This is a genomic window from Actinomadura sp. HBU206391, assembly GCF_014323665.1.
Classification (GTDB): domain Bacteria; phylum Actinomycetota; class Actinomycetes; order Streptosporangiales; family Streptosporangiaceae; genus Actinomadura_C.
The window spans coordinates 251,792-265,193 of the sequence record NZ_JABVEB010000001.1 but is presented as its reverse complement, the minus strand read 5'-3'; the positions used below and the strand labels follow the sequence as shown (position 1 = coordinate 265,193).

The following is a 13,402-nucleotide window of genomic DNA, read 5'->3' as shown; positions in this document are numbered from 1 at the left end:
TCTGCATCCTTCCGGCGGGCGAGAACCGTACATCACGCGGATGACACCGGCGCGGAGTTACACCCCGCGCCCGATGGCCCGCCCATGCGAGTGGATCTAACGTTCGCGGCATGGAACATCTGGTGCAGCTCACGAACGTGCGCAAGGAGTACGGGGATACGACCGCGCTGGCCGGCGTCACCCTGGACATCCGGCAGGGCGAGGCCGTCGCGGTCATGGGGCCCTCAGGCAGCGGGAAGTCGACGCTGCTCAACATGGTGGCGGGGCTCGACCGGCCGACGTCGGGCTCGGTCGTGTTCCAGGGCGAGGACCTGTCCACGCTGAACGAGACGGCGCTCGCCAAGTTCCGGCGCCGCCGGATCGGCATGGTGTTCCAGTTCTTCAACCTGCTCGACGACCTCCCGGCGCTGGAGAACGTGATCCTGGTCGCCCAGCTGATCGGGACGTCGCGCAAGCAGGCCCAGGCCCGAGCCATGGAACTCTTCGAGGAACTCGGCATCGCCGATCGCCGCAACGCCTATCCGGCGGTTCTCAGCGGGGGTGAGCGGCAGCGGGTCGGTGTCGCGCGGGCCCTCATGAACCGCCCGTCGCTGCTGCTCGCCGACGAGCCCACCGGGGCCCTCGACAGCCGGTCCGGCGAGCAGGTGATGGACCTGATCCAGGATCTCAACCAGATCGGCCAGACGTTGCTGATGGTCACCCACGACGAGAAGCTCGCGTCGCGCTGCACCGACCGCGTCATCGAGTTCGCCGACGGCAGGGTCACCGAGGCCGTCCGATGAGGGCGACCTGGCGGGCCGCCCGCGCGGCCGTGCGCAGAAGGCGTCTGCAGACCTTGATCATCGGTGTGGTCGTCATGGTCTCGACGGCCACGATCGTGCTGGCGCTCGGGTTGCTCGCCACGGTGGACAAGCCGTACGACAAGGCCTTCGCCCGGTTGCAGGGGGCGCATCTGAACGTGTCGTACGACGGGGACAAGGTCTCGGCGGACCGGCTGAGCGCGACCGCGCACCGGCCAGGAGTCACCGCCTCCGCCGGTCCCTTCGCCAGTGTGGTCGTACAGGACGCCAACGTCGTCGGCCTGCGGCCCGGCCCGATCACGGTGGTGGGGAGAGCGGATCAGAACGGCCCGGTCGATCGGCTCGTGCTGGTCGAGGGGCGCTGGCTGAGCGGGCCGGGCGAGATCGTGATCGGGAAGGACCCGCACCTACACTGTCGTGGCTCCGCTTCCTGCGAAAGCGTGGGCAAGCGAGTAACGATTCCAGGCCACTCGCCGCTCACCATCGTCGGCGTCGCCAGGTCGATCACTCAGGCCGCCGACGGGTGGGTCACACCCGCACAGGCTCAGGCACTCGATCCGCGTGGCTTCCAGATGCTCTACCGCTTCGCGGACTCCTCGACCGGCGTGTCCGCGGTAACCGCGGACCTGCCACCAGGCGCCGTGGCGGGCAGCCAGTCCTATCGGATCGCCCGACTCGATGCCACGGAAGGCGCCAAGGCCGCCATCCCCTTCCTGATGACCTTCGGGGTGCTCGGCCTGATCGCGGCAGTGCTGATCATCGGAAACGTGGTCAGTGGCGCGGTGGTCTCGGGCTACCGCCATATCGGAGTGCTGAAGGCACTCGGGTTCACGCCCGCCCAGGTGACCGGCGTCTATGTCGTGATGATCGCGGTGCCCGGCGTCATCGGCTGCTCATTCGGTGTCATCGCCGGCAATCTGCTCGCCAGGCTCATCACGTCGAGCATGGATGACGCACTCGACATCCCCACCGCGACCGGCGTCGCGCTCTGGGTCGACGTGGTCGCCCTCGCCGGCGTCGGCGCCCTGGTCGCGGTCACCTCGTTGGTCCCCGCGATCAGGGCGGGCAGGCTCTCCGCGGCCGAAGCCGTGAGCGCGGGGGCCGCCCCGCGCAGAGGCAGGGCTCTGCGCGTCCAGCGGCTGCTCGCCAGGACGTCGCTGCCCCGCCCGGTCAGTCTCGGCCTCGGCCTGCCCTTCGCCCGGCCCGGCCGTACCGCGCTCACTCTGGCGGCCGTCGCGTTCGGAGTCGCGGCGGTGACCTTCGCCTCCGGCCTGGTCAGGTCGGTCGACGCCATTGTGGAGGGGCAGGACAGAGGAGACGTCGCAGCGATCTCCGTCGACACCGCTCTGTCGGCCAGAATCCCCCCGGCCGTGGAGGGGGGGCCGAAGCCCGGTCCCGCGCTGAGCCCCGCACAGGCCGAGGCGCGGCTGCGGGCCCTGCCGGGGACCGAGCAGGTGATCCCTGCCGCCGTCCAGCCCGTGCACGTGATCGGGATCAACGATGCCACCGATATGAAGGCCTACCCGGACGGCTACGCACGGCATGGCTATGACCTGGCTCGGGGCCGATGGCTTCAGAATCCGGCCGAGGTCGTCGTCACCGGCCCGTTCCTGAAGTCCAGCGGAATGAGACTGGGCGACACTGTGAACGTCGAGTTCGAGGGTCGCCGGACGGCTCTGCGGATCGTCGGTCAGGCCATGGGCAGGGACCAGATCATCACCGACTGGGCGACCATGTCGGCGATCATGCCCGGCCTTCAACCCACCTACTTCGAGATGGCGCTGAAGAAGGGGGTGAGCCTCGACGCCTACGTGCACTCCCTTCACCGGGTACTCGGCGAGAGTCTCGCCATCTCCACGCAGGACAGCGGCGGGATCGACGTCGTGCTCGGTCTCATGATGATGCTCACCCTCGGACTGATGGTCGTGTCGGCCCTCGGCGTCTTCAACACCGTGGTCCTCAACACCCGGGACCGCACCCGCGACTTCGGCATCCTGAAATCCCTGGGCACGACCCCACGCCAGGTCATGACCGTCGTGCTCACGTCCATGGTGGCCCTGGGGCTGGCCGGCGGGCTGATCGGTATCGCCATCGGCGTCGTCGCGCACCACGTCGTCATGCCGAAGGCCGCCGCGACCGGCGGTATCACTCTGCCGGACGCCTATCTCCAGGTGTACGGACCGCTCAGCCTCGTCCTGCTCGCTTCGGCCGGCATCGTCATCGGGACTCTCGGCGCCTTGATCCCGGCCACCTGGGCGTCCAGGTTGCGAACCGCGACGGCGCTGCGCAGCGAATGAGTTCTCGCGCTCAGGCGTGGACCCGCACCCGGCCGGACCGAACGTGGAGTTCGAGCCGGCCGGGTAGCCGTAGTGATCAGGCCAACCCCGCCCCGAAGCGGGCCGCGTCCGCGGGGATCTCGTCCCTGCCGGGCACGAACAGCAGGTCGGGGGTGGACGTGCCGAAGACGCTCGGCCATGCGATCCCGTGAACGGCGCCCACGCTGTACGTCACGTCGTCCGGGGCACCGACCAGCAGATGGTCGAAACGGCTGGAGAGCGCGGCACCGAAGTGGTCGGTGGCCTGCGGCACCTCGCCCACGTCCGACTGGGAGAGGAACACGTCACCGGTTCCGGGCGTGCCGGCCTCGTCGCCGAAGACCTGCGCCCCGCCGGCGTCCTTGACGGTGCCGATGTCCTCGTCCGGAATACCGACCACCAACGGCTCACCGAGACCGTCCCGCCACGGCCCACCGAGCGCGAGCACGGAGCCGAACCGGTCGCCCGCCTCCGCCGCATCGGCGACATCGGCGCTGTCCTGGTTGACGCTCCACCGCTGAGGCAGCGGCAGCTCGTCGTCATCGGTGGCGAACAGGTGCACCATCCCGGCGTCGGCGGCCGTGCCGAGGTCCTCGGCCGGTACGCCGACCAGGAGCTTGACGTGCGATGGGCCGTCGTGCTCGCAGGACGAGCCGAGGGCGAGGCTCGCACCGAACTGGTCGCCGGCCTCCGGGGCGCCGTCCACCCCGGGCGAGTCCTGCGTCAGCGGGGTGTCCGTGCTGAGGTCCCTGGCCAGGTGCACCATGCCGGCGTCCTGTCCGCCGGTCAGGTCCTCGCCGGGCACTCCGACGACCAGCGTGAAGCCCTTCACACCGGTGACGCCACAGCTGAAGCCGCCGGGGCCCTGGAACAGCTCGACCGCGGCACCGAACCTGTCACCGGCCTCCGACCCACCGCCGATGCCGGGACTGTCCTGCGTGATCCTGACGGCGTTCGTGACCCCGCCGGTACCGGGGTCGAACGTCACGACACCCGCAGCGCCGGCGTCGGCGAGGCTGCCCACGTCCTCGCCGGGCGCGCCGAAGGCCACGGCGGGCGCGGTGGTGAAGTCGCCGGTGGTCCGGTTGACGGCGGCAGCGGCACCGAACCTGTCACCCGCCTCGGAGCTGCCGGGTATGCCGTGGACCCCCTGCCGCAGCACGGTGCCCACTTGTCCGCCGCCGAGCCCGCCGGCCGACCCGAAGATCACATGGATGACGCCCGCGTCGTCGGCGGTGCCGACGGACTCCGAGGGCACTGCGACCACGAGATCGGCGTAGGAGTCGTTGTTGATGTTCGCCGCCTGCACGATGGCGCCGAACCTGTCGTCGGCCTCCGGGCTGTCGCCGACGCCGGGCTGTCCCTGGGCCAGCAGGCCACGATCGCCCGCGCTAACACCGCCTTCGCTCCCGTAGAGCACGTTGATCCGCCCGGCCCGCAGCCTGCCCGCCACCGTGGCGTCCGGATCGGCGACGACGATGTCGCCGCAGCGGTCCCCGTTGAAGTCGGGGCCGTGAGGGGCGCACTGCGCCGCCCGTGGAGAGGCCTCCGCCGTACCCGCGCTGAACGCGGACGCCGAAAGCGTCGCGGCGCCCAACGCCGCGATCATCGCTACCGGTCTGTTGAACCGCAAACCAATCCCCCGTTTCCTTGGTGTGTCACGGAGGTGACGGGCCGGGGATGGCGACGGTTTACCCGTACCTGCTCTTACTGCTGACCGCTTTGTGCCAGTTCGACGCTGGCACGTCACTCGGATTGCGAGAGATCAGGACTTGCGCGGAGTTATTCGTCGCCGTATATTCGTGTACGAGTAACTGGACGGTGATTCGATGGCCAGGAAGCGCAAGGTCGACAATCTGCTGGCGCTCGCCGTGCTCGCCACGGTCCAGCAGCGGCCGATGCACCGCTACGAGATGGCATCGATCATGCGTGCCCGCGGCAAAGACCGGGACATGAACGTCAAGTGGGGCTCGCTCTACACCGTCGTGCAGAACATGGAGAAGCACGGTCTGCTCGAGACCATCGGGAGCACCCGGCAGGGTGCGCGCCCGGAACGCACGATCTACCAGATCACCGAGGCCGGCCGGCGAGAACTGGTCGAGTGGACGCGGGAGTTGATCTCCTCTCCCGAACCGGAACACCCGAAGTTCGCGGCCGGCCTCTCGGTACTCGTCGTGCTGCCGCCGCAGGAGGTGATCGCCCTCCTCCAGGCCCGGCTCGGCCGGCTCGATGAGTCGATCAGCATCCAGCGGGCCTCGATCGCCGAGAACGCCAAGGAGATCCCCCGGCTGTTCCTCGTCGAGAGCGAGTACAGCCTGACGATTCTCGAGGCAGAGGCGGCCTGGGTCCGTTCGATGCTCGACGAGCTGACGTCCGGCACCCACCCGGACCTCGCCACATGGCAGGCCTGGCATACGACCGGCGAGATTCCGGAAGAGATGGCCGATCTCGCCGAGAGGGGAGCGACACCGGACTGAGCCCAGATCGGTTAGAGACGGGATCAGTCAGAGACAGGGTCAGTTCCAGACGAGGTCCCGGTGGTGGTGCGGCAACACCGCCACCGGGACTCCCCTCGAACCGGCGCCCGTGCACGACGAACTCGGCCACGAGGTGGCAACCAGCAGGATAGCCGGGTTCTCTGCGCGGCACGGTTCGCACTCACCGCGAATCCCCACGTCGGCGACCGGTGCCGACGCATGCCCGACAGGAGACAGCCATGTCCGAAGTACGAACCGCACTGGTCATCGGCGGCGGTATCGCCGGGCCCGTCGCAGCGACCGCTCTGCTCAAGGCGGGCATCGAAGCGACCGTCTACGAGGCCTATCCCGCCGAGTCGAACGGCATCGGCGGCGCGCTCGCCCTCGCGCCGAACGGCCTGGCCGCACTGGGCGTCGTCGGCGCCGACGACGCGGTGCGCTCCATCGCCACCCCGATACGGCATACGAGGATGTCGATGGGCGGCAGGAAGCCGAGCGAGTTGCCGGGCCTCCCCGACCTGCCGCCGCTGCAGATGGTCGAACGCGGCGACCTCCACCGGGCACTGCACGACCGGGCGGTCGCGGCGGGTGTGGGGTTCGCGTACGGGAAACGCCTGGTGGGCGTCGACGAGGGTCCGGCCGGCATCACCGCCCGGTTCGCCGACGGCTCCACCGCCGACGCCGACATCCTGGTCGGGGCCGACGGCGTCCGCTCCACCGTCCGGACCTTGATCGACCCGAATGCGCCCGGCGCCGGCTATACCGGCATGCTCGGTTTCGAAGGCCACGCCGACGCCGACCTCGACCTGGCGGCCGACACCATGACCTTCGCCTTCGGAAGGCGCGCCTATTACCTGTACTGGCGGCGGCCCGACGGCAGGATCGGGTGGGGCGCCAACCTGCCCTCGAAGAAGTACATGACTTTGAACGAGGCACGGGCGATCCCCGCCGACGACTGGCTGCGCACGCTGCGGGAGACCTACGCCGGCGATGTCCCCGGCGACGAGCTCGCCAGGCGCACGACCGCCGAGACGCTGCAGGTCGTCGGTGCGCTGCACATCATGCCGCCGGTGCCGCACTGGTACCGCGGCCGGATGGTGCTGGTCGGCGACGCGGTGCACGCGCCGTCCAACAGCACCGGGCAGGGCGCGTCGATGGCCATCGAGAGCGCGGTCCAGCTGGCGCGCTGCCTGCGCGACCTACCCGGCCCGTCGCCCGCGTTCGCCGCGTACGAGCGACTGCGCCGGGCCAGAGTGGAGAAGATCACCACGCGTGGCGTTAAGATCAACCACGCCAAGACGCCGGGCCCGGTGGCACGGAAGGCCATGTCGGTGATGATGCCGATCATGTTCAAGGCCATGAACATGGAGAAGACCATGGGCTGGGAACAGCGCTACACCATCGACTGGGACGCTCCCGTCACGGCGGCGTCCGACACCGCCTCCACCGTCTAGACGAGTGGGTCCGCTCCCCGCAGAACCGAAGCCGGGCCGGCGACACCTACGCGAGATCGCGCGGTGTCGCCGGCCCGGCTCAGTACCGACCTCAGTGCATCGGCACGCTCAGTGCATCGGCATGGGCGCGTCGACCGGCTGGTCGTCCGGCGTGCGCCGCGGCAGCAGCAGCGCCGGGATGAACGCCAGGGCGAGCAGGCCCAACGCCCACCAGTAGGTGCTCTGGAAGGCGTCCGCCATCGGGCCCGCGATCTTCTGCATGATCTCGGGTGTGACGTTCTGGGTGGCGGAGAGGCCACCGCCGCTCGGGCCACCGAGCTTGTCCGCCAGGTTGTTGGCGAGCAGTACGGACAGCAGCGCGGTGCCGACGGAGGCCGACACCTGCTGGATGATGTTCAGCATGGTGCTGGCCCTCGGCACCTCGTCGTGTGCGAGGGTCTGAATCGCCGCGGCCATGGTGGGCATCATCGTCATGCCCAGGCCCATACCCATGACGAACAGCACCGCGCCGAGCATCCAGTACGAGGTGTCGGCCTCCAGAAGCGCGGTGAAGCCCGCCACCGAGCCCACGACGACCAGCATGCCCACCAGGACGACCCGGCCGGGGCCGATACGGTCGGTGAGCTTGCCGCCGATCGGCATCGTGACCATCGCGCCGAGGCCCTGCGGGGCGAGCAGCAGACCGGACGTCAACGCGCTCTCCTGCCGCACGATCTGGTAGTACAGCGGCAGCAGGAGCATGGCGCCCATGAACGCGCACATGAACAACACCATGGTGCCCGAGGCCGCCGCGACCGAGCGCCGCTTGAGCAGTCGCAGGTCGATCAGCGGGTTCTCGGCGGTCAACGCGCGGAGCGTGAACAGGGCGACCAGCACCGCTCCCGCGATGGTGGTGATGAGAACCTCGGGCGAACTGAAATCGCTCTTCTGCGCGCCCTTGGCCAGGCCGTAGATGAGCGAGGCCAGGCCCGGCGACAACAGCACGAGGCCGAGGGCGTCGAGGCGTTCGCCCGGCTGCGGGGTGTCGCGCGCCAGGATCCTCGCGGCCAGGAACAGCGCGACGACGCCGATCGGGAGGTTTATGAAGAAGATCCAGCGCCAGGAGACATCGTCGACCAGCCAGCCGCCCAGGATCGGCCCGCAGATCGGCCCGAGCAGCATCGGGATTCCGACGACGCTCATCACCTGGCCGACCCGCTTCGGGCCTGCGGCCTGAGTGAGGATCGTCATACCGGCCGGCATGATCATCCCGCCGCCCAGGCCCTGCAGGACCCGGAAGACGATCAGCGATTCGGCCGACCAGGCCAGACCGGCCAGCGCCGATCCGATCACAAAGAGCGCGATCGAGATCATGTAGAGCCGTTTGGTGCCGAACCGGGCCGAGGCCCAGCCGGTGACCGGGATGACCGTGGCGAGGGCGAGCGTATAGCCGGTGGCCACCCACTGGATGGTGGACAGCGGCGCGTCGAACTCCGCGGCGAGATGGTTGATGGCGACGTTGACGACGGTCACGTCCAGAATCGACATGATCGCGCCGAGGACGACGACCATAGCGACGGCGAGCACACCGCGATCAAGCCCTCCCGCCGATCCTGGCGTCTCCGGCGGATCGGCCGCCATCTTGGGTGAGGTGAGAGTCGGCAACGCGGTGGTCCAATCATCAAAAAGCCGCCCGAGCGGGCGGTTGGCTGCTGGTATCGGTACTCCAGACATCATGGCCAGAGGCACCGACAGTTTGGCAAACCAATAACGCGTATCACCGCATTCCCGCAGCCACCTGGTGGGCAACCGCCACCAGCCGCGCCCGGAGCTCCGCCGACGGACGGGTGTGAGTACGAGCGGACAGGTCGACCAGCAGGTTCGACGTCCGGAACTTGACGTGTACGTCGTAGACGTCGATGCGAGCGAACACGACCAGGATGCTCATCTGGTCGACCAGGCTGAACCCCTCTTCGGCCAGGCCCGGCTCGTCGCGCACGTCCGCCCCGGGAACCGCTCTGCTCCGCCAGCCGGCGAACAGCTCGCGTGCGCGCTCGGGGGCGCTCTCGTACGGGGGATCGGCCGTACGGGTCTCGGCGTACAACCGGACCGTACGGAACGGAGCATCCCGGCCGGCGACCGAACTGGACCATTTGCAGACCGCGGTCAGATCGCCCCCGCCCCAGCCGATGGCCGTGCGCGGCGGGTGCGACTCACCATCGCGATCGGGCACCGGGTCCCGTACGAGCCGGGGCAGCGCGCCCGGCGGCAACAGGGTGCAGGCGTCCACCCGCTCGAACCGCCCGTCGTCGGTGAACGACCCGAACCACCAGGCGCCCGTCACTCCGCATCCGCCCACCACGAGCACCAATGCGAGGATGACGGTGAGGACCGCACGCCGTGGCCGTACAGAGCGCGATGCCGCATCGGGGAGCGGAGCGACCATCCCGGCAAACTCCCACAAACGCCTGCCGAACCGCCAGTAGGACCGCCGCCTATTTAGTCGTGCTCGGGCTCGGCAGCCGCGTGGTCGCGCTGATCTGCTCGGGGATGGACGGGATCAGCTCGCGAGTTCCGTCTCCAGCTTGACGAGCTGCTCGTCGTAGATGCGCCGCAGGCCCTTGGGCGCGAAGGTGCGCTCGAACAACCCGCCGATGCCGCCCGCGCCGGCCCAGGTCGTCTCGATCCGTACCTCTGCACCCTCGCCCGCCGGCGACACGGTCCACGTCGTCACCATGGTCGAGTTGGAGTCGCGCTCCACCAGCGTGTCGCCTCGCGGCGTGCTGACCGACATCAGGCAGTCGCGCGTGCGCTTGCTGGTCGCGGCGAGCTTCCAGTGCACCACGGTGCCGGCACCCTGACCGCCCTCGCGCACCTCGTACTCGCTGAAGTGCTCGGTGAGCAGCCTCGCGCGCGTACCGTCGTAGTCGGAGAGTGCGGCGAGCACCCGTTCCGGGCTCGCGCTGAACGTCTTCCCCGCGGTGGCCGTGACGTTACCCATGCGCCCATCCTCTCGTACCTCCACGGCCACACACCCGCATTCGGAAATCGGCACTGACCGGCAGCCCCCGACATTTCATCCGACGTTCCGCCGGCGGGTCGTTGTCATGGGTCGGCCCGGCGCCGAAGATCAAATCTGGCGCGCCGGACCAGCGAAAAGACCCCCGAACTGTCGCAGTCGAGAGGAACGTTCCCATGCCCGGATCGTTGTCCCGTCGATCGCTACTCGCCGGCGTGCCCGCAGTGGGCCTGGCGGTGGCGCTGCCCGGCTCCGCCCGCGCGGCGGACACCGCCTACGCGGCGTTCCGCGTCGTACGTCGCCGGCCCGCCGAACCCAGCCGGCCCGAGATCGTCCTGCCTGCCGGCTACGAGATCGTGCCTGGCGCGAACTACTCCGTGGCCTCCCGCGCGGAGTACTACACCTTCGTGCGAGGCCCACGGAACACCGACGGCATCGAGGTGACCGTCCGCTGGCCGGACACTCTCGTGGAGGCCGTCGTCCACCAGGAGACCCGGCTGAAGGTGCGTCGTGGCCTTCGCGACCCGCACACCGTCTCTTTCACGCTGCCGATGACACAGGCGACGGCCGACGCGAACCAGCCGACGCTGCAGGTCTGGAGCTTCCCCGACATCTCGCCGGGCATGAACTGGCGGATCGAGCACAACGACCCCGACCGCGTCGCCGGCCCGTGGACGACGGTGCCCTGGCCGGCCGGCCCGGTGAAGTCGGTGATCCACCAGCTCATCGCCGCGCACGCGATCCTGCGGGACTCCGGCGTCGTCCCGGTCGCCGCCGCGAAGGGGCACCGGTTCGTGCTGATGGGGTTCGAGACCAACAACACGCTGCATGCCGACAACCCGCCGCACTGGCACATCTCGTACAACTCCGGCCCGGATTTCACCGCGAAAACCCATAACCCGCACTTCTGGCTCGACTCAGCGGGCCGCAACTTCTACAACGGCATGGACGTCACCGGGCTCGGCCGCCTGAAGTACTACGTGGGCGATCCGGCGCCGCTGTACGACTTCGTCGGCGACGCCAACGGCGGGCGCGGGAACCTCGTGCTCACCTTCACGCTCCGGGAGGACGGTGGCATCGACATCGCTCCGCCCGAAGGGCCCGTCTACGCGATCGCGGCAGGTCGCGACGGCGATCTGGTCGAGGAGGTCACGGCTTTGCGCGACGGGAAGCCATGGCTCCGGATCACGACCGAGGACCACGTTCGCCTCGGCGTACTGATCGTCAGAGTCCGTGGCCTGCGGAACATCCGCGAGTCTTACGTACGGATCTACCGCTACGACCGCCTCACGGGCGCCTCGGCGCCATCGAGGGCGCCGAACTTGGCCTGACCTGGTGTGACGAGACGTACATAGGGAATCTATATAGAACAGCTATATACTTGTCCTGTGACGTTGAGCGCGCGGGAGCAGGCCGAGACGGCGAGGGCGCTGGAGGAGATCTCCCGGTTCGTGGTGCGGCAGATGGCCGCGCTGCCGGAGATCGGCTTCACCGGCATCGCGGCGCTGTCGATGCTCGAGTCGGCGGGTCCGCGCCGGATCACCGAACTTGCCGTCGACGAGGGCATCAGTCAGCCGTCGATGACCGCGATGGTCTCGCGGCTGGAGCAGCATGGCCTGGTGGAACGGCGGCGTGATCCGTCGGACGGCCGGATCGTGCTGGTCGCCATCACCGATGCCGGGCGGGAGATGATCCGGCGGCGCCGGGCCGGACGGGCGGCATTCCTGTCCAGCCTCATCGGCTCGCTGGATCCCGCCGAACAGCGCGCGCTCGCCGACGCGGCTCCCGCGTTGCGTCACCTGATCGACCACACCGTGGTGGCGGCCGCACTCGACGCCGCGAAGCAGGCCACCGCGGACGAACGTGGCAGGAAGTGAGGGAGACATGTCCGTGCGCACGGCCGGATCGGGAGCGACCGCGCGACCGAGCGACATCCCGGACTATCCGATGGCCAGGGCCACCGGCTGCCCCTTCGACCCGGCCCCCGCGCTGAGGGAACTGCAGGCGGAGGCTCCGATCGTGCAGGTCCGGACGTGGGACGACGCCACGCCGTGGCTGGTTACCCGCCATGCCGAGCAGCGCGCGCTGCTGGCCGACCCGCGGATCAGCGCCGACGTCACGCGTCCCGGCTACCCGCACATCACCGCCGCCTCGCGCGAGCGCAGAGGGCGAGCACGGGCCTTCATCAGCATGGACGACCCCGAGCACGCCCGGCTCCGCCGCATGGTCACCGCGCCCTTCGCCATCAAGCGGGTCGAGGCGCTGCGCCCGGCGATCCAGCAGATCGTGGACCGCCTGATCGACGACATGCTGGCCGGCCCGAAGCCGGTCGACCTCGTACAGGCGTTCGCCCTTCCCGTACCGTCGCTGGTGATCTGTGAGCTGCTCGGTGTGCCGTACGCCGACCACGACTTCTTCCAGCGCAACACGAGAGTCCTGGTCAATCGGGGCGTGTCGCCTGAGGCGATGCGCGACGCCGTCGACCGGCTGATCGACTATCTGGAGCGGCTGGTCGGCGAGAAACTGGCCCGCCCCGCCGACGACCTGCTGTCCAAGCTCGCCGTCGAGCAGGTCCGGACCGGCGAGCTCACCGAGCACGAACTCGCGGTCATGGGCATGCTGCTGCTCGTCGCCGGGCACGAGACGACCGCCAACATGATCGCGCTCGGCACGCTGGCCCTGCTGGAGCACCCTGACCAGCTCGCCGGGCTGCGCGAGACCGACGACCCCGAGCTGATCGCCGGGGCCGTCGAGGAGCTGCTCCGCTACCTGTCCATCGTCCACTCGGGCCGGCGCAGGGTCGCGCTCGAGGACATCGAGATCGGCGGCCGGGTCATCCGCGCCGGCGATGGCGTGATCGTGGCCAACGAGGTGGCCAACCGGGACGAGAACGTGTTCAGCGACCCCGACCGGCTCGACCTCAACCGGGACGCGCGCGGTCACGTGGCCTTCGGCTTCGGCGTGCACCAGTGCCTCGGCCAGCCGCTCGCCCGGGTGGAGCTCCAGGTGGTCTACGGAACGCTCTACCGGCGCATCCCCGGCCTGCGGCTCGCCGTCGACCGCGACCAGGTGCCGTTCAAGCACGACGGACTCATCTACGGGGTGTACGAACTGCCCGTGACCTGGTGATCGGACAGTGGGAGAGGAGAGACCATGCGCGTGAGCGTCGATCGGGACAAGTGCGTCGGCTCCGGGCAGTGCGTGCTGTCGGCGGCCGGCGTGTTCGACCAGAGTGATGAGGACGGCATCGTCGTGCTGCTGGACGACAACCCACCGGCCGACGCGCACAAGGACGTACGCCGGGCCGCCTCGCTCTGCCCTGCCCTCGCCATCACGGTGACCGGGTCTTGACCGGGCC

At 69.4% G+C, this 13,402-nt stretch carries 12 protein-coding genes; 8 read left to right on the top strand and 4 right to left on the bottom strand.

From position 1 onward, the window contains the following. Positions 1-110: 110 nt before the first annotated feature. Both HKK72_RS01350 and HKK72_RS01345 read left to right on the top strand, forming a co-directional pair. Complete coding sequence (locus HKK72_RS01350) at positions 111-782, top strand: ABC transporter ATP-binding protein (RefSeq protein ID WP_187232325.1); 672 nt, start codon at positions 111-113, stop codon at positions 780-782. After that, positions 779-3,097 carry an ABC transporter permease gene (locus HKK72_RS01345; protein WP_187232324.1) on the top strand — a complete coding sequence of 773 codons (2,319 nt, stop codon included), beginning with the start codon at positions 779-781 and terminating at the stop codon, positions 3,095-3,097. Before HKK72_RS01350 ends, HKK72_RS01345 begins: the two co-directional genes overlap by 4 nt. Positions 3,098-3,173: 76 nt before the next feature. On the opposite strand, the gene HKK72_RS01340 is transcribed toward HKK72_RS01345, so the two are convergent. Beyond that, complete coding sequence (locus HKK72_RS01340; protein WP_187232323.1) at positions 3,174-4,724, bottom strand: FG-GAP repeat protein; 1,551 nt, start codon at positions 4,722-4,724, stop codon at positions 3,174-3,176. A gap of 220 nt (positions 4,725-4,944) precedes the next feature. Between HKK72_RS01340 and HKK72_RS01335 the strand changes: the two genes are divergently transcribed. Both HKK72_RS01335 and HKK72_RS01330 read left to right on the top strand, forming a co-directional pair. Further along, positions 4,945-5,592, top strand: a complete 648-nt coding sequence (locus tag HKK72_RS01335; RefSeq protein ID WP_187232322.1) for a PadR family transcriptional regulator — start codon at positions 4,945-4,947, stop codon at positions 5,590-5,592. Positions 5,593-5,831: 239 nt separating this feature from the next. Beyond that, entirely contained in the window at positions 5,832-7,046 is a 1,215-nt protein-coding gene (locus HKK72_RS01330) for an FAD-dependent oxidoreductase (RefSeq protein ID WP_187232321.1), read from the top strand. A 108-nt stretch (positions 7,047-7,154) separates the two neighbouring features. On the opposite strand, the gene HKK72_RS01325 is transcribed toward HKK72_RS01330, so the two are convergent. The 3 genes from HKK72_RS01325 to HKK72_RS01315 all read right to left on the bottom strand — a co-directional run bounded on the left by HKK72_RS01325 (position 7,155) and on the right by HKK72_RS01315 (position 10,026). Then, positions 7,155-8,612: a DHA2 family efflux MFS transporter permease subunit gene (locus tag HKK72_RS01325; RefSeq protein ID WP_315987010.1), complete on the bottom strand. Its 1,458-nt coding sequence runs from the start codon at positions 8,610-8,612 to the stop codon at positions 7,155-7,157. Between the two features lie 190 nt (positions 8,613-8,802). Next, positions 8,803-9,471 carry a hypothetical protein gene (locus HKK72_RS01320; protein ID WP_187232319.1) on the bottom strand — a complete coding sequence of 223 codons (669 nt, stop codon included), beginning with the start codon at positions 9,469-9,471 and terminating at the stop codon, positions 8,803-8,805. A gap of 114 nt (positions 9,472-9,585) precedes the next feature. After that, on the bottom strand, positions 9,586-10,026 hold the full coding sequence (locus HKK72_RS01315; protein ID WP_187232318.1) for an SRPBCC family protein: 441 nt from the start codon (positions 10,024-10,026) through the stop codon (positions 9,586-9,588). Positions 10,027-10,220: 194 nt separating this feature from the next. Here HKK72_RS01315 and HKK72_RS01310 point away from each other — a divergent pair, with 194 nt between their 5' ends. The 4 genes from HKK72_RS01310 to HKK72_RS01295 are packed head-to-tail and all read left to right on the top strand — an operon-like array spanning position 10,221 to position 13,395. Continuing rightward, on the top strand, positions 10,221-11,375 hold the full coding sequence (locus HKK72_RS01310) for a hypothetical protein (RefSeq protein ID WP_187232317.1): 1,155 nt from the start codon (positions 10,221-10,223) through the stop codon (positions 11,373-11,375). Between the two features lie 57 nt (positions 11,376-11,432). Next, positions 11,433-11,921, top strand: a complete 489-nt coding sequence (locus HKK72_RS01305; RefSeq protein WP_315987009.1) for a MarR family winged helix-turn-helix transcriptional regulator — start codon at positions 11,433-11,435, stop codon at positions 11,919-11,921. 7 nt (positions 11,922-11,928) lie between these two features. Next, positions 11,929-13,173, top strand: coding sequence for a cytochrome P450 (locus HKK72_RS01300; RefSeq protein WP_187232316.1), 1,245 nt, complete (start codon positions 11,929-11,931; stop codon positions 13,171-13,173). Positions 13,174-13,197: 24 nt separating this feature from the next. After that, positions 13,198-13,395 (top strand): ferredoxin, encoded by a 198-nt coding sequence (locus HKK72_RS01295; protein ID WP_187232315.1) that lies wholly within the window; start codon positions 13,198-13,200, stop codon positions 13,393-13,395. Positions 13,396-13,402 lie beyond the last annotated feature (7 nt).